This window comes from Tepidimicrobium xylanilyticum (assembly GCF_900106765.1).
Classification (GTDB): Bacteria; Bacillota; Clostridia; order Tissierellales; family Tepidimicrobiaceae; genus Tepidimicrobium; species Tepidimicrobium xylanilyticum.
The window spans coordinates 1-21,324 of record NZ_FNNG01000021.1; the positions used below are offsets into that span (position 1 = coordinate 1).

18 protein-coding genes and 1 pseudogene are annotated in these 21,324 nt (G+C 33.2%); 12 read left to right on the forward strand and 7 right to left on the reverse strand.

The window, feature by feature from the left end; all coding sequences use genetic code 11:
- Positions 1 to 200 precede the first annotated feature (200 nt).
- Positions 201 to 392: pseudogene (locus tag BLV68_RS16170) on the reverse strand (Rdx family protein); the annotation flags it as partial.
- Between the two features lie 157 nt (positions 393 to 549).
- Positions 550 to 1,899: a metallophosphoesterase gene (locus BLV68_RS14300; protein WP_093754992.1), complete on the reverse strand. Its 1,350-nt coding sequence runs from the start codon at positions 1,897 to 1,899 to the stop codon at positions 550 to 552.
- 235 nt (positions 1,900 to 2,134) lie between these two features.
- On the opposite strand from BLV68_RS14300, the gene trkA reads away from it, so the two are divergent.
- From trkA to tpx, 3 genes are all read left to right on the forward strand, one after another.
- On the forward strand, positions 2,135 to 3,517 hold the full coding sequence (trkA, locus tag BLV68_RS14305; RefSeq protein ID WP_093754994.1) for a Trk system potassium transporter TrkA: 1,383 nt from the start codon (positions 2,135 to 2,137) through the stop codon (positions 3,515 to 3,517).
- On the forward strand, positions 3,495 to 4,964 hold the full coding sequence (locus BLV68_RS14310) for a TrkH family potassium uptake protein (protein WP_093754996.1): 1,470 nt from the start codon (positions 3,495 to 3,497) through the stop codon (positions 4,962 to 4,964). Before trkA ends, BLV68_RS14310 begins: the two co-directional genes overlap by 23 nt.
- Positions 4,965 to 5,035: 71 nt before the next feature.
- Positions 5,036 to 5,551, forward strand: a complete 516-nt coding sequence (gene tpx, locus BLV68_RS14315; RefSeq protein WP_093754998.1) for a thiol peroxidase — start codon at positions 5,036 to 5,038, stop codon at positions 5,549 to 5,551.
- A 281-nt stretch (positions 5,552 to 5,832) separates the two neighbouring features.
- Here the strand turns inward: tpx and BLV68_RS14320 are convergent, their stop codons facing one another.
- Together BLV68_RS14320 and BLV68_RS14325 are read right to left on the reverse strand one after the other, a co-directional pair.
- Positions 5,833 to 7,203, reverse strand: a complete 1,371-nt coding sequence (locus tag BLV68_RS14320) for a sensor histidine kinase (RefSeq protein ID WP_200773808.1) — start codon at positions 7,201 to 7,203, stop codon at positions 5,833 to 5,835.
- On the reverse strand, positions 7,193 to 7,861 hold the full coding sequence (locus BLV68_RS14325; protein WP_093755000.1) for a response regulator transcription factor: 669 nt from the start codon (positions 7,859 to 7,861) through the stop codon (positions 7,193 to 7,195). Before BLV68_RS14325 ends, BLV68_RS14320 begins: the two co-directional genes overlap by 11 nt.
- Before the next feature lie 257 nt (positions 7,862 to 8,118).
- On the opposite strand from BLV68_RS14325, the gene htrA reads away from it, so the two are divergent.
- The 3 genes from htrA to BLV68_RS14340 all read left to right on the forward strand — a co-directional run bounded on the left by htrA (position 8,119) and on the right by BLV68_RS14340 (position 11,058).
- On the forward strand, positions 8,119 to 9,369 hold the full coding sequence (gene htrA / locus BLV68_RS14330) for a serine protease HtrA (protein ID WP_093755002.1): 1,251 nt from the start codon (positions 8,119 to 8,121) through the stop codon (positions 9,367 to 9,369).
- 155 nt (positions 9,370 to 9,524) lie between these two features.
- On the forward strand, positions 9,525 to 9,824 hold the full coding sequence (locus BLV68_RS14335) for a hypothetical protein (RefSeq protein ID WP_093755004.1): 300 nt from the start codon (positions 9,525 to 9,527) through the stop codon (positions 9,822 to 9,824).
- A gap of 43 nt (positions 9,825 to 9,867) precedes the next feature.
- A complete protein-coding gene (locus BLV68_RS14340; RefSeq protein WP_093755006.1) occupies positions 9,868 to 11,058 on the forward strand; it encodes a M20 family metallopeptidase in 1,191 nt (396 codons plus the stop codon).
- Positions 11,059 to 11,134: 76 nt separating this feature from the next.
- Here BLV68_RS14340 and BLV68_RS14345 read toward each other — a convergent pair whose 3' ends face one another.
- From BLV68_RS14345 to BLV68_RS14355, 3 genes are all read right to left on the reverse strand, one after another.
- The gene (locus tag BLV68_RS14345; protein ID WP_093755008.1) at positions 11,135 to 14,053 is read right to left on the reverse strand and encodes an insulinase family protein; all 2,919 of its coding nucleotides are present in this window, start codon (positions 14,051 to 14,053) and stop codon (positions 11,135 to 11,137) included.
- Positions 14,054 to 14,241: 188 nt separating this feature from the next.
- On the reverse strand, positions 14,242 to 15,648 hold the full coding sequence (locus BLV68_RS14350; protein ID WP_093755010.1) for a UDP-N-acetylmuramoyl-tripeptide--D-alanyl-D-alanine ligase: 1,407 nt from the start codon (positions 15,646 to 15,648) through the stop codon (positions 14,242 to 14,244).
- Positions 15,645 to 16,727, reverse strand: a complete 1,083-nt coding sequence (locus tag BLV68_RS14355; RefSeq protein WP_093755012.1) for a D-alanine--D-alanine ligase — start codon at positions 16,725 to 16,727, stop codon at positions 15,645 to 15,647. The genes BLV68_RS14350 and BLV68_RS14355 overlap by 4 nt, the downstream gene beginning before the upstream one ends.
- Positions 16,728 to 16,911: 184 nt before the next feature.
- On the opposite strand from BLV68_RS14355, the gene BLV68_RS14360 reads away from it, so the two are divergent.
- From BLV68_RS14360 to BLV68_RS14385, 6 genes are all read left to right on the forward strand, one after another.
- On the forward strand, positions 16,912 to 17,328 hold the full coding sequence (locus tag BLV68_RS14360; protein WP_093755014.1) for a HutP family protein: 417 nt from the start codon (positions 16,912 to 16,914) through the stop codon (positions 17,326 to 17,328).
- Positions 17,329 to 17,478: 150 nt separating this feature from the next.
- Positions 17,479 to 18,483, forward strand: a complete 1,005-nt coding sequence (locus tag BLV68_RS14365; RefSeq protein ID WP_093755016.1) for an ABC transporter substrate-binding protein — start codon at positions 17,479 to 17,481, stop codon at positions 18,481 to 18,483.
- The gene (locus tag BLV68_RS14370) at positions 18,484 to 19,392 is read left to right on the forward strand and encodes an ABC transporter permease (protein WP_093755018.1); all 909 of its coding nucleotides are present in this window, start codon (positions 18,484 to 18,486) and stop codon (positions 19,390 to 19,392) included.
- Positions 19,385 to 20,161 (forward strand): ABC transporter ATP-binding protein, encoded by a 777-nt coding sequence (locus tag BLV68_RS14375; protein ID WP_093755020.1) that lies wholly within the window; start codon positions 19,385 to 19,387, stop codon positions 20,159 to 20,161. Before BLV68_RS14370 ends, BLV68_RS14375 begins: the two co-directional genes overlap by 8 nt.
- A gap of 86 nt (positions 20,162 to 20,247) precedes the next feature.
- The gene (locus tag BLV68_RS14380) at positions 20,248 to 20,457 is read left to right on the forward strand and encodes a hypothetical protein (protein ID WP_093755022.1); all 210 of its coding nucleotides are present in this window, start codon (positions 20,248 to 20,250) and stop codon (positions 20,455 to 20,457) included.
- 377 nt (positions 20,458 to 20,834) lie between these two features.
- Complete coding sequence (locus BLV68_RS14385; protein WP_268807639.1) at positions 20,835 to 21,290, forward strand: IS3 family transposase; 456 nt, start codon at positions 20,835 to 20,837, stop codon at positions 21,288 to 21,290.
- The last annotated feature ends 34 nt before the right edge of the window (positions 21,291 to 21,324 follow it).

A 21,324-nucleotide genomic window follows, 5' to 3' on the forward strand; every position in this document is an offset into this window, starting at 1 on the left:
AAATTTGAAAAATTATTATCTAAATTTAATCTAAATTTTCTTGTCAGATCAGAGTAATCAAACTTACTTAAAGCACAAAATTTATTACAGTCTCAAAATATTAAACAACAAATATCCACTTTTCCAGGGAATTATCGCCGTTTTAGGCTATAGTATATTATCCCCTTCATTAATTCAATGAAGGGGATAATTGTTAATAATTAACCCAATTTTTCCTTGACTATATTTTCTACTTCATTTTCTTCAGGAAACCTATCTAATTTCTTCTTGGAAAATATCAGTTCGTTGTCAATAGTTACTTCAAATACACCGTTGGAAGAGGGAATTATTTTTATTTCAGAAATTTTGTTTTTATGTTCTCCCAGTAGATTGTTGGAAAGGGCAACTGCCCTCGGTAGATAACCTCAAGCTGTACAGTATTCAATGGTTATAATTTTTTTCATCTAAACCACTCCCTAAAATCATTATTAAGTTAATTTATAGATACCCAAATTCTTATAAAAAATACTAATAACATGATAGGATCTGAGAAAATAATTATATATTTTCTTAATAAGATTTTAGGGGGATAAAAACTTTATTATTATCCGTCCTTTCATCATCAAACATACTCAATACATAATCTCTTATAAAAAATGGGGCTGTATCTAATAATATTTTAAATCCTTTTGTTGTAAAAATATCGTGTAATAGTTCATTCCTAAAACCAGCAAAGTATTTCAAATTGAGTTCTGCCACCGTTTCTGAGATGGCCTTCATTTCTCTATCGGAGAATTTACTAATTTCCAATAAAGAATCGTAATATTTATCGTAGGACCTACGTCTAAAGAAATCTCTAGAATATTTATTGAAATTATTTAAATTTCTATCTTTAATTTCATTTTCCCAGGCCCAAGCATAGACATCTACTCTCCTCGTTGAATATTCAAATCCCTCATTAGGTACAAATTCTAATACTCCATACTGATTGGGAAAGGCTACTAGACAGGATGTGGCAATATCGTAAATTATTTTATTGTCCCTTCTATGAGATTTTATATCTTGTATATGTATGTGGCCTGATAATACAATTTGAATATTACAGTCAAGGAGTAGGTCTATTACTTCTTGGCTGTTGTCTAGGGTATAATTTTCATTTACTACTTCATTATGATCTATTAAACTGTGGTGCATAACTGCAATAATTTGAGCCCCATTTTCCTTTGCTAAATTAGCACATTCCCTTATCCAGTTAAAGGTCTTACTTGGTATTTCGCCACCCATTTCTGGTGCAGTTCTTACCTTATTCCGTTTGTATTTGGCCGAATCTAACATCAAAAGCCAAACATCCTCTGCAGGGGCTGCCAGATAGCTTAAGGAATGGCTGTCCCTAGAAATTGCATCCTTATAGCCAAAGGAACCGTAGATTTCTACAAATTCTTTATCCGTAATGGAATCTATCTTAATCATCTCATCTCCAAAATAATGTCTTGCCCAAGGATTCTCTATATCATGGTTACCAGGTATTACAAATACTTGGACTCCTAGCTTTTTGATAGTATCCAATTTTTCTGCCATTTCTAAATGGCTTTCCTTTTCTCCATTACAGGTCAGATCTCCTGGGATAATCAAAATATCTGGCTTCCCATTTTCAACATCTAGGGTAAAAGCATCTATTATCTCATCCGTATAATGGAGAAGTTTGCCGTCTCCAGAATTAAGAAACCAATCGAAGGCTTCTCCATCATCATAGGTTTTCTTAGATAGATGGTGGGGGTCTGTAGCAATGAAAAAGGTAATTTCTTCTCCGGATTTAATTTTGCAATTTACTATTGAACAGGTGAATTCTTCAGAACAGCCAATTAAACAGAGTAATACCAATAGAATTATGGAGATTAGGGAAAACTTTTTAATATTCATAGTAAAACCTCGCCATCCTAATTTATCTACGTTTTATAAGACAACATGTTATTTGACATAATTATACCATAGTATACCAACAAGGGTTATTTAATAATTATTAAAAAAGTGTTGAAATTATATAATGTAACAGAAATTAATGTAAGAATTTACAACTAAAATATTATAATAACTTTTTTATTAACTTTGGAGCTGTTATAATAGTGTTGAATATTTAATTTAGGAGATGATTCAAATGAAAGTAATGATTGTAGGAGCTGGGAAACTAGGTTATAAACTAGCTGAAGCAATGAATAATGAAGATATTGATGTGACTCTAGTTGATATAAATAGTGAGATATTGGAAAATATAAATAGCCACCTGGATGTATTTACCATCCAAGCTAATGGAATGCAGCTTGGAACATTAAAGGAACTAGATGTAGGAGCCTATGACCTACTTGTAGCTACTACAGATAGTGATGAAGTTAATACTTTGATATGTACTTTGGCAAAGAATCTAAATTGTAAAAAGACAATAGCAAGAATTAGGAATCCAGAATTTATTGAACAGTTGGATTTTGTAAGGAAACAATTTGGAGTAGATTTTATTATTAACCCAGACTTGGCAACTGCCATTGAGATAAAAAGATACGTATCAAAGACTTATAATTTTTTTATTGGGGATTTTGCTAAAGGTAAAGTATCTATGTTTGATTTTCACATAGGAAGTACTAATCCTTTTGCTGGAAAACGGATAATGGATTTAGATGGTTTAGATGGATTGCTTATTACTGGTATATTTCGGAATGGTGAATTAATAATTCCAAATGGTTCTACTAAGGTAATGGCAAATGACGTTATTTATGTAATAGGTAAAAATGAAAATATAAATAAGCTTGCAGAAAGACTTGGAGTGAATATGAAAAAGCTTAAATCTAAAAAGGTCTTAATTTTAGGAGGAGGAAATATTGGTTATTATCTAGCTAGTAAATTGGAAGAATCGGGAATGAATGTAACTATTATAGAAAAGGATAAGGAAAGATGTGAATATTTAGCAGAAAAATTAGACCATACCTTAGTAATTTATGGTGATGGCACCGACATGAATCTTTTACAAGAAGAGGATTTAGAATCCTATGATACATTTGTAGGGGTTACAGGATTTGATGAGTTAAACTTATTAATGGCCTTATTGGCTAAACAATCTGGAGTAAACAAAACTATAGCAAAGATAAGCAGGCCTAATTATGCTTATATAGTGGATAGGCTAGATGTGGATATAGCTTTAAATCCAGTTAATATAACTGTTAGCGATATATTAAAATATATAAAAGGCGGTAAAGTAGTTTCCGTTTCATTATTATTGGGAGGAGAAGGAGAAGTAACAGAGATGATTGTTGGTAAAGATTCTCCTATAGTTGGAAAGCCTTTATCTAAAGTAGGGTTACCTAAGGGTATAATCATAGGAGCAATTGTTCATAATGGGGAGGTAATAATACCAGATGGAAATAGCATAATATACGGCAATGATAGGATTATTGTATTTTCACTAGCATCTGATATACCTATGTTGAATAAATTAATAAGTCCTGTTAATAAAGGAGGCATATTAAATGAATTTTGGGGCAATTACTAGTATATTAGGGCATTTACTAATAGTAGAAGCTGGGCTAATGGTTCCCTCCTTATTAGTTGCTTTTTTTTATGGTAGTTATGATTGGAAGGCAATATTGTTAAGTATAATAATAACTGGTGCAGTAGGATTTGTGATGAGTAGGGTATTTAAATATAAAAAAGATATTCAAATTAAAGAAGGCTTAGCAATCGTAGGATTTGGATGGATATTAGTATCTATATTTGGTGCACTGCCTTTTATATTTTCTAATACTATTCCTTCATGGATTGATGCTTTTTTTGAGACAGTGTCTGGTTTTACAACCACGGGGGCTTCAATAGTTGATAATATAGAGTCATTCCCTAAAGGGGTCCTATTTTGGAGATCTTTTACTCATTGGATTGGCGGAATGGGCATATTGGTATTTACAGTTGCACTTATGCCAATGTTGGGTATAGGAGGTTTTCAAATATATAAAACAGAAAGTCCTGGTCCGACACCAGATAGGATTGTACCAAGAGTTAGGGATACTGCTAAGATTTTATATACTATATATACATCAATAACTATTATACAGATTATTTTACTTGTTTTAGGAGGAATGTCTCTTTATGATTCTGCTCTTCATACTTTTGGTACAGTAGGTACAGGAGGATTCGGAATTAAGGCTATTAGTGTAGGTTATTACCAAAGCACTTATATACATTTAGTAATTGGCATATTCATGACATTATGTGGAGCTAACTTTTCCCTACATTATTTGCTTGTTAAAGGGAAATGGAGAGAAGTTGTAAGAAATAATGAATTAAGGTTTTATCTTGGAACTATATTGTTTTCCGTAATATTAATAGCAATAAATATTTATAGTCCAATGAAGTACAACAATTTTGGAATAGCACTAAGGGATTCTTTTTTTCAAGTATCTTCAATTATAACTACTACGGGTTATGTCACAGTAGATTTTGATAAATGGCCAACATTTAGTAAGGTCATTTTATTTGCTCTAATGTTTATAGGCGGATGTGCTGGTTCAACTGCAGGTGGAATTAAAAACATCAGAATTGTGGTACTGCTAAAGTCAATTAGAAGAGAGTTTTATAGGATATTACATCCTAGAGCTGTTATCCCCATAAAGGTAGATGGCAAAGTTATATCAAATAACATTATTGCTGGTATATCAAGTTTCTTTGCTCTTTTCATTTTCATATTTATAATAACCACTATGATAGTTTCTTTAGATGGAGTTGATTTTGAAAGTGCTACAAGTGCTGTAGCATCTACTCTAGGAAATGTTGGGCCTGCCTTTGGCTTTGCAGGTCCATCGAGAAGCTATAGTGGATTTAGTGATTTATCAAAATTTGTTATGTCTGTATGTATGTTGTTAGGTAGGTTAGAAATATTTACTCTACTTATATTACTCAATCCTAGCTTATGGAAAAGTGAAGGATTTAATATAAGGTTAAATTGAATTAGGTTGAGTATAAGAAAAGCAGCAGGGTATTAATATAATGATTGAAATACATTTTAGGAGGATGAAAAATGGTAGAAAAGAGAAGGGGTATAGTAACTATGGGAGGAAACCCTGTAACCTTAATTGGTAAGGAGATCAAAGTAGGAGATAAGGCTCCAGATTTTACAGCTCTTAAAAAGGATTTGACAGAGTATTCATTAAAGGATACAGGGGACAGCATTAAGATTATCAGTGTAGTACCATCTTTGGATACAGGAATCTGTGAACTTCAAACTATCCGTTTTAATGAGGAAGCTGCTAAGTTAAAGGATGTATTAATATTAACTATTAGCGTAGATTTGCCCTTTGCACAAGATAGATTCTGCAGTGCTAATAAAATAGATAAGGTTATAACTTTATCAGATCATAGAGATCTTTCCTTTGGTTTAAATTATGGATTTGTTATTGAAGAACATCGACTTTTAAGCAGGGGGATAGTAGTTTTAGACAGGGATAACACTGTAAGATACGTTGAATATGTAAAAGAGGTGAAAACTCATCCCGATTATGATAAAGTATTAGAGGAAGTGAAAAAGCTAATATAATATTATAAGGAAGGACTTTAGTCCTTCCTTAATTTAATGTATTACAATTGGATTGATTTCATATATTTTCCAGATATTATTAATATGGTGGATAAGCATTGCAAGGGGGAAAGGTAACGAATCCGATTATAGACATTGTTAATGTATCTAAATATTTTGATGTTAATGGGGATAAATTATATGCAAATTTATGGTAGCAGTGTTGCTTTCCTAGTGCCTAATTGTTTCCAAATTGCTTAAATGGTTTTTGGAATGATATATATTTAAACTTATGGATTAATCTAATCCATAGGTATCTCTACATAAAAAGATACTCCTTCTTCTTTTTCGTTTTCAGCCCAGATTTTACCTCCATGTAAGGTTATAATCCTTTGGGCAATGGCCAATCCAAGGCCAAATTCCCCTTTATATCCCTTATTAAACTTGGTAAATAGAGAATTTAAAGTTTCTGGCTCTATGTTAGGCCCGTTATTCCAAAACCTAAGAAGTACCTTGTCATCTATGTTCTTTAAAGATATGGATATTGAGTTTTTTGCATATCTAATCTGGTTATCTAATAAATTTTCTACAACCACTCTCCATTGTTCCACATCCCCTTTGATATTGGTTGGTGGTAAATCCAATCTCCAATCGATATCCGTTCTGCTCCAAGATAGCCGATCTATTACGTCCTTTATCAATTCATCTAAAGAAAAGATTGCGTAAAGTATATTATAATTGTTTAAATAATCTAATTTTGTTATATAAAGTAAGTTCCTTATGCGCTTTTCTAATCTTTCTGCTTCCTCATCTATTACTTTTACGGAGCAGTTTAAATCGCCTTTTGGATAGATTCCATCTCTAATAGCCTGGGAAAAGCTGCGGATAACCATTACAGGTGTCTTTAATTCATGAGACACATGCTGCAAAAAAGACTGCTGCATTTCCTGCTGATATATTAACTGGTTTCTAAGCCTTTCTATGGATTCTCCTAATTTACCTATTTCATCACTTCTATCAAGTTCTACAGGTTCATCCCATTCATTATTTGCAAGTTTTCCCACTCGTTTTTCCAAGCTAACCAAAGGGCTGGATAGGTGTCTAGCTAATAATATGGCAGGAATCCAGCTTAAGATAAAAACTAGAAACATGGCAATTGCTAGTTTCCTAAATAAAGTTTGGACTAAATCCTCTCTATAAGAGTCCCACATATAGGAAACCAAATAGGCGTTTTGGTTTAAAGCTTTACCCTTCGTTATTACGTAGAATATCTTTTCTGTTCCCACTTTTCCACTGTACCTTTCGCTGTTGTTTTTTTGGGTTAATGCTTGATTCCTTACTTCATTTAAGAAATCTAATGGGAAAGTATAAGGGAAAATTATTGGGCTATCCTCATATACGATAAAATGGTTAACTGTACGGATATTTTCTAAGGTCTGCCTTGATTTTTCTGGTCCTTGGGATTCCAACAAATCCATTATTGAACGTAGGTCATATTGATTAAACAGAAGGGTTTGAGCCGATTCTATGGTTATATATATTTCATTGGTGAAGAAATCCTTTAAAGTCAATGGTAATATAAAGGATAGTATCAAGGATATGCCTAGAGTAATGGTAGCAAAAACTATCCATATTTGAATTGATAAAGGCCAATTCTTCATCTTATTTATCATTTTCTATCATCCTATATCCATAGCCATATATGGTTTCTATTCTTAAATGAGACATCTTTTTCCTGAGTCTACGAACCAAGTCGTCTACTACCCTATCAGTACCAAAGTAGTCAACTCCCCAAATAGTTTCTAAAATCTGCTCTCGGGAAAGAGCAATACCTTGATTTTTGGCAAAATAGAGTAATAGATCAAATTCCTTTGAAGTCAAATCTATTAATTCTCCTTTTGATTTAACTCTTCTGGACCTTTCTTCTATGGTATAAGGAGGAATATCTAGCACTTCATTGTTAAGACCATAGACTCGCTCCAGTAGATTTCTAGTTCTTATAACCAACTCTCTAGGAAGGAAGGGTTTAGCCAAGTAATCGTCGCTTCCCAATTCTAAACCTAAGACCCTATCTATGTCTGCATCTCTAGCAGAAATAAATATGACAGGGACTTTTGGAGAGGTTAGCTTAATTTCCTTAATAAGCTGATATCCATCTATGTCTGGTAACATAATATCTAAAATCCACAAATCTGGGGTATTTTTAATGGCATTTTTGGCGTCTTTTCCAGTCAAAAAAGAAGTTACCTGCCAACCTTCCTTTTTCAGATAGGTAGTTAATACCAAGTTTAAATTATTGTCATCTTCTACTAGATATATTCTAAAGCCCATAACTATTCCCTCCTTAAGTCGATAATTAAATAATCTACAATTATTATATCAAAAAATAGTATTTCAATTTCTGGTTACTATTTTTTAGAATATATAAAATGTATGTTATACATATAAAATAATTATGGTAAATTGTAAAAAAGTCAAAAAATATTTTTACAACAAAAACATAATCTAACTATATTTTTTTTACATTCATGGACTAATCTATATGTAGAGCTGACAATATAGGATTGTTTAAAAGGAGGTTGATTAAAGTGGATGATGAAAAAAGGGATTTAGATCAGATGATGGAGATAATAGAAGGTATTGATACAGAAGTTGAAAACCATGAGGAAAATCAGTATAAAGAAAAGGAAAGTATAAGTATAACTGTTGATAATAATAAAGAAAAGAGAAAGGAGAGAAGAAAAAGGATATTATCCTATGTGGCTATTGCTTTGATATCATCTATTATTGGTGGCCTGATATCCCCCTATATTGCTATAAATTACTTATATGCAGATATGCTGCCATCATTGGAAGAACAGGCTAATAGTTATAACGACAATATAATATACAATATAGAGGGTGGCAGCATAAATGCTATTTCTTTGGCAGCTAAGAAGGCCATGAGCAGCGTAGTAGGCATTACCACTAAAGAAGTACAGAACTTTGGATTCTTCTCTCAGGAGATAGATGGAGTAGGTTCTGGTGTAATAGTGGATAAGAATGGTTATATTCTTACCAATTCCCATGTAGTAGGGGATGGAAATGCTAAGGAGATAATGGTGTTACTTGAAAATGGCGATAAAGTGCAAGGTACAGTATTATGGAACGATAATTTAACAGATTTAGCTATAGTAAAAATAGATGCAACAAACCTCCCAGTAGCTACTTTAGGGGATTCAGATAAATTGGAGGTAGGAGAAATTGCCATTGCCATAGGGAACCCACTGGGAATGGAATTTCAAAGGACAGTTACCTCAGGGATCATATCCGGTCTTCATAGGTCAATTCAAGTAGACCAATATAATGTTATTGAAGATTTGATTCAGACGGATGCATCCATTAACGAAGGCAATAGTGGAGGGCCACTATTGAATAGTAAAGGAGAAGTAATAGGCATAAATACAGCCAAGATAAAGACAGCAGAAGGCTTAGGTTTTGCCATTCCCATAAATACCGTAAAACCTATAATAGAACAGGTAGTAAAGGAAGGTACCTATAAAACTGTATTCGTTGGTATAACAGGTGTAGAAGTAGAACTATATGAAAGGCGATTGGGTATAGAATTAACAGCCGATGAAGGGGTGATAATACTTGAAGTAGTTCCAAACTCCCCTGCAGATAAGGCTAATTTAAGGGCTGGAGATATCATAACTAAAATTGATGACCAAGAGATAAAAAACATGAACCAATTGAAAAGATCCCTATATAAATATAAGAAAGGGGATAAAGCAAAATTAAGTATCACCAGAAATGGCAAGGAAGAACAAGTGGAAATAGAGTTTAGTATACTGAAGTAGGAATTGATAGGCAGTGAATTTACTGCCTATTTTTCTTTTAGAGGAACGCTTGGGATATGCAAGTTTTACCTTGGCAATTGAACCCATATTATTCCAATGATATAATTAAATTGGGAGAATATATTCTTATGATCATGTTTTATGGAGGTGATTTAATGTTTAATCCTCAGGAGTATGCTTATCAAATAGAGGTAACGGTGAAAGCCATATTTAAATGCGATAAATATGGACTTGGTGGCATAGCAGATGCAAATTTTATCAAAAGGGATCCCTTTATTGCCATTGCTTTCATATTAGGCAATTTTTATAATAAGGCAGATGCAAGCTTTAAGATGAAGATAGATGATTATATAGGTAAATATTATATAGAGATGGGGAAAAGTATGGAAGAGATTGGAGAGGAAAAGGTTAAAAATTTGGTAAAGGACTTTCATGAAATAGTATCAACTATTTAAATATATCCCATTTCATAAAATATTATTAAAGGAGCACGTGCCTATGAAGGTTAGAGATTTAATAATAGATAAAATCCAAAATATGAAGGAAGAGCTAATCGATTTAAGCAATAAAATTCATGAAAATCCGGAACTGGCCTTTGAGGAGTTTAAAGCGGTTGAATATATAACTGAAGTGTTAGAAAAGCATGGCTTTATTGTTGAAAAAGGGATAGGAGGCCTTAAAACTGCTTTTAGGGCAGAATACCAGGGTAGGAATAATGGATCTACAGTAGCCTTTTTAGCAGAATATGATGCTCTACCAGAAATAGGGCATGGGTGTGGTCATAATTTAATAGCCGCTATGGCTGTAGGGGCTGCTATAGGCTTGAAAGAGGTTGCAGAATATTTAGATGGTAGGATTGTCCTATTGGGGACTCCAGCAGAGGAAGGTGGCGGCGGAAAGATTATAATGTTGGAAAAAGGGTGTTTTGATGATATAGATTATGCTTTAATGATGCATCCATGTGTAAATAATTTAATCTGCCGAGGAGGATTAGCAACTAGGGGTATAAAAATAGAGTATCATGGCAAATCCGTCCATTCTTCCTTTCCAGAGGGAGGAATCAATGCTTTACAAGCTGTAATACAGACCTTTAACATGATAGACCATTTTAGAGCTTTATTTCCATTAAAGACAAATGTAAATGGTATTATAACCAATGGAGGAGTAGCTGCAAATATAATACCCGATTATGCTGCTTGTGAGTTTGCAGTTAGGGCAGATACGGTGAAGGATTTGAATAAGGTTGTGGGGTACATTGAGCATATAGTCGAAACGGTGGAAAAATTAATAGGGGTTAAAGGGAATATTAAAAAGGGTCTAATGTATGCCGAAAGATATCCAAATAGGGCTATAGACGAAAGGCTTAAGGATAATATTGCCCAATTTGGTATAAAAATGGAATACCCAGACCCGGACATGAAATATGGTGGTTCAGATATAGGAAATGTGAGCCTTAAAATTCCATCCATCCATTCCTATATTAAAATTGCAGATAAAGGGGTTAATTCCCATTCTATAGATTTCACAAAGGCTGCCAATAGCCCTAGAGCTCATGAACAGATGATAAAGGCAGCTATGGCCATGGCTTTAACGGGATACGAAATACTTACAGATGAAAATTTAAGAAGGGAAATACAGGAGGAATTCAATAGCAATGTTCCAAAGTATAGTGAAGAAGAATTGAGATAGTATATAAAACAATAAAAAGCACAGAGGGATCTCTATAGCAGATGCCTACTGTGCTTTTAATTTGAATCTATTTATCCTATTTCTTCAATTGCACTAACTTATTAAATAATTTTTCGTTTTGCCTAATCATACTCTCATTACCTAATACGCATAGATAATCTTCCTTCATGGCTTTGTCTATTAAAGGCACAAAGGTCTTTAAATCTTCAAGTTTGGTAGCTAGGACTTCATCTCTTGTTTTTTGGATATCTTCTTGAGTTATACCGGATATATATCTATTAGTTGCAATTTGCCCCCTCATATGTGGAGTGGTTGCTGGGTCTAATTGGCTTATGGTTCCTATAATATAGGTGGTCAACTCTTCTTCGGAAATATTTAAATTATCAATATAATCGGCCATCTTATCGTAAACTTTTATAGTCTTATCTAAATTAGGATCTCTATAGGAGTAGGTTACAATATGACCTGTTGTATCTAATAGTATGCCTGCACCATAAGCACCACCTTGAGCTCTAATCTTATTGTGAAGATAATCCCTGCTCAATATGGTAGATAAAACTTTCATACTACCACTATAATTGAATCCTAGTTTTTTAAAATTATATCCCTTTGAAACATATTGAACATTGGCAGAGGACAAAATTCCTTCGTTTAATTTTTCCTCCTTAAAGGTATATTCTATTGGTTTAAACTCTTCCTTATTGAGTTTTTCAGTTACAATATCTAGAGATGATTTTATCATATTAAAATCATCTTCATCTCCTGTAAAGCTTAGGATTAAGTTATTTAGGTTAAATGCTTTTTTATAAACTTTATTTAAATTGGCTAATATTTCATTGCTATCCTTATCAAATCTTTCAAGTATATCGGATAAGAACCAGTAAAAATCTAAGCCCTTTAGTCTTTCAATATACTTCTTAGAAGGTGAAAAATAGGAACTAACCCTACTGGCTGCCACAGTGTGACCTGCATCAAATATAGTCATTTCTATTCGAGATTTCATTTGCTGGAATAATTCCTTAATGCGCTTTCTATCTTCAATCTTTGATTGGGTAATTAATTCGGAAATAAGGTCCATCATCTTAATTATATTATTCCCTATGGCTTTTGCATTCACAATGAGCTTAGGATAATATATGCTATCATTATCCTTTTGGTCATAGCAGGTAACATCGAAGTTTATGCCACCAGTATGAATGTATATTTCATTGGATAATTCAGAGTAGGGCCTTTTTTCAGTATCTATCTTACCCAACAATCCAATCAATAGATTAATATAGGGGATTAATTCTTCATCTATCATGCTTATATCGAAATAAAAGTCCACATAGGCTATTTTACTAGTAAATATATTATGGTTTAATATGGTTAACTTATCTTCTTTTATTACTTCTTGAGGAATAGGTTGGGCTTTTAGCTCTACATCTGATAAGGAGAGTTTAGGTATGGTAGCCTTAGCCTCTTCTGAATCGTCGGTATCTTGCATTCTTTTTAACTTTCTATTGCTCTCGATTAGCTTATTTATTTCCTCTTTACTTAAAGATTTCTTATATTCTTCTAGTTTTTCTTCTAAAGCCCTTTGCTTTTCTGCTCCTAACTCCTTCTTAGGCTCGATTATTACCATGGAGCTATGAGGGTTGTTGATCATCTTTTCCTTAATGAAATTTTCAAAATAGCCTGTATCAATATTGGATTTAAGCTGATTTAACGTTTTATCAAATTGTAGATGGACCAAAGGATCTCCATCATATAGCCAGCTATCTAAGGATAGCATATTATAGATGATTCCTTTAGTTGGGAATCGGGATGCTTCCCTGAGGTCGTACTCTACAATGTTTATGCTTGCTTCAATTAAATTTCTATCTATCCCATTTTCAACTAAATGGGTTAAGGTTTTAAATATGATCTTTTCGAATTGTTTTTTCCTATCTGTAGAAGTGTTTTTAGCAACTATTCCAAAACTAGGTTGAAATCCACCAGAGGTAATTGGAAAGATATCTTCGCCTATGCCTTCATCTAATAAGGCCTTCTTGATTGGGGCAGCTTCCAACCCTACTAATAATTGACCTATTATGTTAGCCATCAGATAGGTTTCTGGGTCGGTATTTTTGCCAAGTACGAAGTTTAGGCTTAAGTAGCTGCGATTTTCATCGCTTTCTTCACTCGAAATAGGGTAATAGTCTATTATTTCATTTCTTGAACTGAATGGCATTTGAATTTTAATAGTTGAATCTATCTGGGCTTTATCGAAATTGGATAAATAATTTTCATCTATATGTTTTAATTGTTTTTCAATATTACCATTTCCATATAGGAATATATAGCTATTGGAAGGATGATAAAATTTTCTATGAAAATCTAAAAAATCATCATAGGTAAGTTCTGGGATTACATCTGGATTTCCACCAGAGGAATATTGATAACAGGTATCCGGATATAAGGATTTACCTATAGCTTCTCCTAAAATTCTTTCTGGAGAAGAATAGGCACCCTGCATTTCATTATATACTACCCCTTTATATCTAATCTTTTCCTCTTCGCTGAATATTTCATAATGCCAACCTTCCTGCATAAATATTTCAGGAATTTCATAAATTTTAGGGTAGAATACCGCATCTAAATACACATCCATTAGATTGAAAAAATCTTTTTCATTTCTGCTGGCGATAGGATAAAGAGTTTTGTCACTAAAGGTCATAGCATTTAAGAAAGTCTGCAAAGAACCTTTAATCATATCCATAAAGGGTTCTTTTGTAGTATATTTCCTGGAACCGGATAATACGCAGTGTTCAATAATATGGGGAACTCCCGTACTATCCGATGGGGGGGTTCGAAATCCTATGGAAAATACCTTATTATCATCATCGTTTTTCAAATGCAATAATTTTGCTCCCGTTCTTTCATGGATAAATATCCTTGCTATAGATTGAATCTCCTTTATTTCAGTTTCTTCAATCAATTTAAAGCCATAATAGATATTACCTAATTTAAACATAGCTTCCTCCTTCTTTAGTATTTGAGTAACCTAAATTTATTTACTATAATTTAATACCCTAATGAAATAGTCTAATCAATTTTAGTATACTATATTTTTCTAAATTTATCCTATAAAAATTTCCATATGCCTTATTACTAATATTAAAAAATGTTTTAAAAAGAGATGTGAGTATTCTTCACATCCCTTTAAATGGCCTGGTTTTTTGGCAACACTACTTCTTTTTTTAATCTATCCACTACCTCTTCTAATTCTAAGGGTCTGGAGGCTTTAACTAAAATTATAGAGTTAGGTTTTAGAACTTTTTTCAATTTTTCAATTAATTCTAGCTTTTCATTGCACGTTATAACTCTATCCTTTCCAAATCTCATTTTAGCATTTTTAGCAATGTATTTAGCAAAGGGGCCAATAGTAAATAGGTAATCTATCTTATTGGGGTCTATTTTTTTGCCTACTTCCTCATGCATTTCTATTTCATCTTCTCCTAATCCCAACATATCCCCTAATACTGCAATTTTCTGACTATATCCTTCCATATCATAAAGGGTATCTAGGGCTGCCAGTAGGCTGGAAGGATTTGATTTATAAGAATCATTTAATATGGTAAAGCCTTGAGCCAAGACTAATTCATTTCTCATGCTGGTTTTCTCTACGTGGTAGAATCCTTCCCTGATTAAATCGTAGGGAATATCGAAATATCTAGCTACAGTTATAGCTGCTGTGGCATTGTACATATTGTGTTTTCCCAGCATAGGAAGGAAGAAATCTTCATCCTTTGGCTCTGTTAGCTTAAATGATATGCCGCTTTTATCTGTTTTAATTAGTTTACATCTGTAATCATTGTGTTCTTCTTCTCCAAAGGTGAGAATTTTTTGCTTAATATTAACATCCTTTATTACCTTTTTCAATGTAGGGTCATCGCCAAAATAGATGAACAATCCTCTTTCAGATAGGCCTTCTAAGATCTCTAATTTTGCTCTTGCGATATTCTCCTTGGTCTTTAAATCTTCCAAGTGAGCTTCTCCTATATTGGTTATTATGGCCACATCTGGTTTTGCTAAAGAGGTAAGTAAGGAGATTTCACCAAATTTGTCCGTCCCCATTTCTACCACTGCTATTTCTGTATCTTCATCTAGGTTTAATAGGGTAAGGGGAGTGCCTATATGGTTATTGAAGTTCCCCATAGTCTTTTTGGTTTTATACTTAGTGCTAAGTATGCTAGCTAAAATATCCTTAGTAGAGGTTTTTCCATTACTACCCGTTATTCCTACTACTTTTATATCTAGTTGTTTTCTATACTCTTTAGCCAATTTTTGTAGAGTTTTTAAGGTATCTTCTACAAGAATTAGAGGAAAATCTAATGAGGGTAAAGGTTCACTTTTATTCCATAAGGAGGCAACAGCTCCCTTTTCTATGGCCTTTTCAATAAAATCATGACCGTTAAAGTTTTCCCCTACTAAGGGTATGAATAGCTGATTCTTCGTTATTGTCCTACTATCGGTGGAAACCCCGTGGATATAAAGGTTCTTAAATTCCTCTTTTAACCCCGTTCCTTCTACCATTAATTCAATTTCTTTCAAACTACGTTTAATCATTTAGTACACCTCGTCCATAATAGGGATTTCTTTTGTTCATATCTTTCAAAGGCCAATTCTATTAGCTTTTCTATTAGCTCTGAATAGGTAGTGCCATCCGTTGCCTTCCAAAGTACTGGAGTCATACTTAAGGCAGTGAAACCAGGCATTGTATTTACTTCGTTTATGAACAACTCGTCTTCGTCGGTAACAAAAATATCTACCCTTGCAAGGCCACGACAATCTAAGGCTTTGAAAGCTTTAACAGCCAATGCTCTAACCTGTTCCGTTACTTCGGGTTTTAGCCTAGCTGGTACTACTGGGATTATTTTCCCATCAATGTATTTAGCATTATAGTCGAAAAAAGGCCTTTCCATAATGAATTCTCCTGGAAGGGAAGCCTTTGGGTAATCGTTTCCTATTACGGATATTTGCATTTCCCTTGCTATCATTTCTTCTTCTATGATTATCTTAGTGTCGTATAGGAAAGCTTCCTCTATGGCCTTATTTAATTCTTCCCTATTTTCCACCCTATTTATACCCACACTGGAACCTAAATTTGCTGGTTTTACGTAATAGGGGTATCTAAGCTTTTCTTCGATTTCCTTAATTGTTTTTTCCTCATCTTCCTTCCACCTATGTAATTTTATGGGCAAGTACTTAGTTTGAGGGAGCTTATGTTTTTCGAATATATTCTTCATTATGACCTTATCTATACCTGCTGCAGAGGAAAGTACTCCATTGCCCACATAAGGCACATCTATAAGCTCTAATAGTCCTTGAACTGTTCCATCTTCACCGTGGGTACCGTGGAGAGCTGGAAATATTATGTTTTTTTCTCCTACCTTTAGGGTTTCAATTAAAAACCTTCCTATGGAATGGGCCACTTTTTGAGAAGATTCAACTTGTAATTCTTCCACATTTTTGATTTCTTTTTCTAATAATCCTAAACTACACCAGACACCTTCCTTAGTAATGTATATAGGATATACATTAAATTTTTCTCTATCTAAAGCATTTATTATAGCCGATGCAGATTTTAAAGATACTTCATGTTCTGCAGATTTTCCACCATAGAGTACATAAACATTGGTCTTCATCTTTTAACCTCCTATTAGGTTTATTCTTTAGCTAATAAAAATCTATCTTAATGTAAATATTTACTTTAGAAAGCTTTTATATAACAAAAATCGTATCACAATGAAACTTAATAATCAATATATATTTGTTTCTATTGGACTTTTCTATTAATTAATGTAAAATTATATCATGGGAGGGATTTGAATGAATAATAGTACGGAAGTTGCAAAGGCAGCTATTAGGTTGGCAGTATCCACTAGGGAAGAGGAGAAGGACTTAATAGATGAGTTTGAGAAAAAAGGCATAAAAGGTGCTGCTGTGGACATTGGAGGGGATTTAATTAATTCCATTCCAAAGATCATAGAAAGGGCCTTGGTTGCTTCAAAAAAGACTGGAATTATAAAGGATTTCCATGTCCATGAAGGAGCAGTAGCTGGAGCCACTAAAGATGCTATAAGCCAAGTAAACTCCAAAGCCTTAGGCCTTAACTTTGGTGGGAAATTAGGAATTGCTAGATCTGGAGAGCATGTGGTAGTTTGTCTATTTATAAGCATAGGATTACTCCATTTAAACGATTTAGCTATAGCTATAGGTCATAGGTCTATTCCAGCAGTAGATTAAATTTTCAAAAAAATGTTGACAACAGATTAAAAACTTAATATAATCTAATCATATATTTTGTAGATGGGCAAATGGCAAAGGGTAGTAAGGTAGGTTAGTAGGAACTTAATAAAATTACACTTCAAAAATTAATATTAGGAGGATGGTAGCATGGTAGGAAAAACTCGTCTTACCAGTCTAAGTAAATGCTTAGGCTTTATTTTATTGTTGATTATTAGCTTGTCTTTAAATGGCTGTTCATCGGGGAATTCCCAAGAGATAGTTTCTATAGGAATTAGTCAAATAATTGAAAATCCCGTTCTAGATTTGGCTCGGGAAGGTTTTATAGATGCCTTAAAGGATAAAGGCTATGAAGATGGGAAGAATATTAAAATAGACACTCAGTTCGCTCAAGGGGATATAGCTTTAACTACGACTATAGCCCAAAATTTCGTATCCCAGAAAAAGGATTTAATCCTTGCCATATCTACCCCATCAGCCCAAGCTGCATTCCAATCTACTAAAGATATTCCCATATTATTTACGGCTGTAACAGATCCTAAAGCAGCTGGATTAGTTGAAAATTTAGATGCTCCAGAAGGAAATATTACTGGAACTACCGACCTAGTTCCAATAGAGGAACAACTTAAGCTAGGTAAAACCATCTTTCCCAATGCTAGGAAGGTGGGAATACCTTATAATACCAGTGAAGTAAATTCGCAGGTGCAGATAGAACTGGCGAAAGAAGCAGCTAAGGAGCAAGGTCTTGAAGTGGTAGAAATACCGGTTACCAATTCATCAGAAATAGAACCAGCTCTTAGCGGGAAAATTGGAGATGTGGATTTCTTATTCCTTCCATCGGATAATCTAATAGCTTCCAGCATGCCCATAATAACTAAGGTAGCTTTAGATAACAAGAAAGGAGCAATTGGAGTAGATGAACCAATGGTAAAAGGTGGAGCTTTAGCTTGTAAGGGTTTAGACTATTATAAATTAGGTTATGAAACAGGCCTTATGGCTGTTGAGATAATAGAAGGTAAGGCAATAAAGGACCTGCCAGTTTTAAAGCCAACGGATACGGAATTCACTATAAATAAAGAAATAGCGGATAAACTAGATATTGTTTTCCCAGAGGATATATTAAAAGATGCGGTTATAGTTGAGGGGGAGAATTAAATGAATAGTTTTGTACTTGGGATTATCCAACAGAGCTTAATTTTTTCGATAGCAGTAATGGGCATTTACATTACTTATAAAATTCTTAAATTTGCCGACCTGTCAGCGGATGGCAGTTTCACATTAGGTGCGAGCGTATCTGCTATATTGATTACTAAAGGATTTAATCCCTTTATTTCATTAGCAGTTTCCATGCTGGTAGGAGCCATTGCTGGAGCTATAACTGGTGTATTGAACGTTAAGCTTAAAATACAGGATATATTATCTAGCATTTTGGTGATGGTAGGACTTTACTCAGTTAACCTTAGGATAATGGGGGGAATGGCTAATCTCCCCCTTTTCAATCAAAATACTATTTTTACGGATAGGAATCCATTATTAATTATATTCTTGTTTGCAACTATTTCAGTATTATTTTTTACTTGGTTCTTTAAGACTAAACTAGGCTATTTATTAAAGGGCATTGGAGATAATGAGAATATGATCATATCCCTGGGCATTAATACAGGGAGCATAAAGATATTTGCTTTAGCCCTATCTAATGCTTTCATAGCTTTATCGGGAGGAATACTTGGCCAATATCAAGGTTTTAGCGATATAAATATGGGAACAGGCACTATGATTATGGGGCTAGCTTCTATAATAATTGGATTTACCATATTTAGAAATATTAAGTTTTCAAATTCTAGCATATTATGTATATTTGGCACATTAATCTATAGGACTAGTATAGCCTTAAGCCTTAGGGTTGGATTTAATCCCAGCGATTTAAAGCTCATTAGTTCTATTATAGTTGTGATTGCTTTATCTCTGGATAACGGAAGGGGATTATTCAAAAAGTATGCAATAAAAAAGGAAAAGAGTGAGTATTCTTCAAATTTGAGGGAAGTAGGTAGTAGAAATGCTTAAATTAATTAATATCTCTAAAACATTTAATAAGGGAAATATTAATGAGCAAGTATTATTTAAAGATTTCTCCTTGGATATAAATAAAGGCGATTTCATTTCCTTAATTGGTAGTAATGGAGCAGGTAAATCCACCCTTTTAAATATAATATCTGGAAAGGTTAAAGCAGATGAGGGTAATATATTTTTAAACGGGGTGGATATAACGGCAAAAGATGAATTTGAAAGGTGTAGAAATATTTCTAGGATATTTCAAGACCCATCTATGGGTACCAATCCTTCTATGACTATATATGAGAACTTAGCCATGGCTAATAATAAAGGGAAGAAGTTTGGATTAAAATTTCTAATAGATAAAAAGGATGAAGAGTTTTTTAGAGATTCACTGAGAGTCTTAGGTTTAAATCTAGAGGGAAAACTACACAGCCCCGTTTCCCAGCTTTCTGGAGGACAAAGGCAATCCTTGGCCTTAATCATGTCCACCATTGGTAATCCAGATTTATTATTACTAGATGAGCATACTGCAGCTTTAGATCCTAAAACCAGTGAAATAGTTATGGATATTACCGATAAGGTGGTAAGAGAAAAGGGGGTAACTACCATCATGGTAACTCATAATATAGAATATGCCATTAAATATGGAAATAGATTGATTATGCTACATCTTGGGAAAAAGGTATTAGATATTAGTGGAGATATGAAGAAGAACTTGACTAAAGAAGAACTCTTATCCTTGTTTAAGAATATAAGTGATAAGAGTCTATTTGCATAATATGAGAGGCCTAATTGATATAATACTTCCAAAGTAGACAGTCTAATTAATTAAAAATTAGATTATCTACTTGGAGGTATTTTTTTATGGGAAGAAAACCAAAGTACAGTAAAAAAGTAAAAATTAAGGCTTGCAAAGATTATGAAAAAGGTCATATTAATTTTCAAGGAATTGCCAATGACATTAGAACAACAAAGGAAGTTGTGCGTCGTAAGAACTTCAATTTCAAAAAAAGAGGAATTCGAAAGAAAACTTCCCTATTAAAAGTAAGACAGGAAGCAGAATACAAAACGTAGATTTTTTTAAAGATAAAGGTTATTCAGCAACCAAAATATGTAAAATTCTAAATACTTCAAGAAGTGGATACTACAAACATAAAAATAGAGTTAAACCTGAAAAAGAAAAACAAGATGAATTGCTATGTTCATTAATTACTGAATATCATTCAACATTTGATGAAATTTTAAGGTATAGAAAGATGACCATGTTCATTAATAAACTAAATCATAAGTCATTTTCAAAAGGATATATACATAGGCTTATGAATGTTTTAGGTATTACAGCTAGAATTATAAGAAAAAAGTTAATCGCATTAGAGTAAAGCCAGAGTATACAAAGGAGAACATATTAGCAAGAGATTTCACAGCCAAGGCTGGCTTACAGATGTAGCTGAATTTTCAATAATAGAAAGCTTTATTTAAGTCCAATTATGGACATTTACGATAACAGTATTATTGAATATGAAATATCCTTTAAAAACAATAATCAACTTGTATTTAAAATGTTTGGTAAAGCAATACAAAAACATCCTGATGCAAAGCCCATATTTCATAGTGATAGAGGGTTTCAGTATAGGGGAAATATTTTCAAAAGTAAGATTAAAGAAGCTGGAATGGTCCAAAGCATGTCAAGAGTTGGTAAATATATAGATAATGGTTCTATGGAAGGGTTTTTTGGCATATTAAAGACTAAAATGTTTTACAGTAAGAAGTTTAAAACACTTGAAAAATTAAGGGAAAAAATAATTCAATATATAAAATTTTACAATGAAAAAAGATTTCAAAAAGGATTAGGATGCGTGGCTCCTTTAGAATATCGAAACATGCATCCTAATGTGTATAAATTTTAATTAAATTGCTTGTTTACTTGACAAGGGTCAGTTC

What these genes read in the sequence shown, in the direction of transcription:
- trkA (WP_093754994.1), top strand. Translation starts at nt 2,135, where the DNA reads ATGAAAGTAATGATTGTAGGAGCTGGGAAACTAGGTTATAAACTAGCT.
- BLV68_RS14310 (WP_093754996.1), top strand. Translation starts at nt 3,495, where the DNA reads ATGAATTTTGGGGCAATTACTAGTATATTAGGGCATTTACTAATAGTA.
- BLV68_RS14300 (WP_093754992.1), bottom strand. Translation starts at nt 1,899, where the DNA reads ATGAATATTAAAAAGTTTTCCCTAATCTCCATAATTCTATTGGTATTA.
- BLV68_RS14370 (WP_093755018.1), top strand. Translation starts at nt 18,484, where the DNA reads ATGAATAGTTTTGTACTTGGGATTATCCAACAGAGCTTAATTTTTTCG.
- BLV68_RS14345 (WP_093755008.1), bottom strand. Translation starts at nt 14,053, where the DNA reads ATGTTTAAATTAGGTAATATCTATTATGGCTTTAAATTGATTGAAGAA.
- BLV68_RS14355 (WP_093755012.1), bottom strand. Translation starts at nt 16,727, where the DNA reads ATGAAGACCAATGTTTATGTACTCTATGGTGGAAAATCTGCAGAACAT.
- BLV68_RS14360 (WP_093755014.1), top strand. Translation starts at nt 16,912, where the DNA reads ATGAATAATAGTACGGAAGTTGCAAAGGCAGCTATTAGGTTGGCAGTA.
- BLV68_RS14320 (WP_200773808.1), bottom strand. Translation starts at nt 7,203, where the DNA reads ATGATAAATAAGATGAAGAATTGGCCTTTATCAATTCAAATATGGATA.
- tpx (WP_093754998.1), top strand. Translation starts at nt 5,036, where the DNA reads ATGGTAGAAAAGAGAAGGGGTATAGTAACTATGGGAGGAAACCCTGTA.
- BLV68_RS14380 (WP_093755022.1), top strand. Translation starts at nt 20,248, where the DNA reads ATGGGAAGAAAACCAAAGTACAGTAAAAAAGTAAAAATTAAGGCTTGC.
- BLV68_RS14365 (WP_093755016.1), top strand. Translation starts at nt 17,479, where the DNA reads ATGGTAGGAAAAACTCGTCTTACCAGTCTAAGTAAATGCTTAGGCTTT.
- BLV68_RS14335 (WP_093755004.1), top strand. Translation starts at nt 9,525, where the DNA reads ATGTTTAATCCTCAGGAGTATGCTTATCAAATAGAGGTAACGGTGAAA.
- BLV68_RS14340 (WP_093755006.1), top strand. Translation starts at nt 9,868, where the DNA reads ATGAAGGTTAGAGATTTAATAATAGATAAAATCCAAAATATGAAGGAA.
- BLV68_RS14375 (WP_093755020.1), top strand. Translation starts at nt 19,385, where the DNA reads ATGCTTAAATTAATTAATATCTCTAAAACATTTAATAAGGGAAATATT.
- BLV68_RS14325 (WP_093755000.1), bottom strand. Translation starts at nt 7,861, where the DNA reads ATGGGCTTTAGAATATATCTAGTAGAAGATGACAATAATTTAAACTTG.
- BLV68_RS14350 (WP_093755010.1), bottom strand. Translation starts at nt 15,648, where the DNA reads ATGATTAAACGTAGTTTGAAAGAAATTGAATTAATGGTAGAAGGAACG.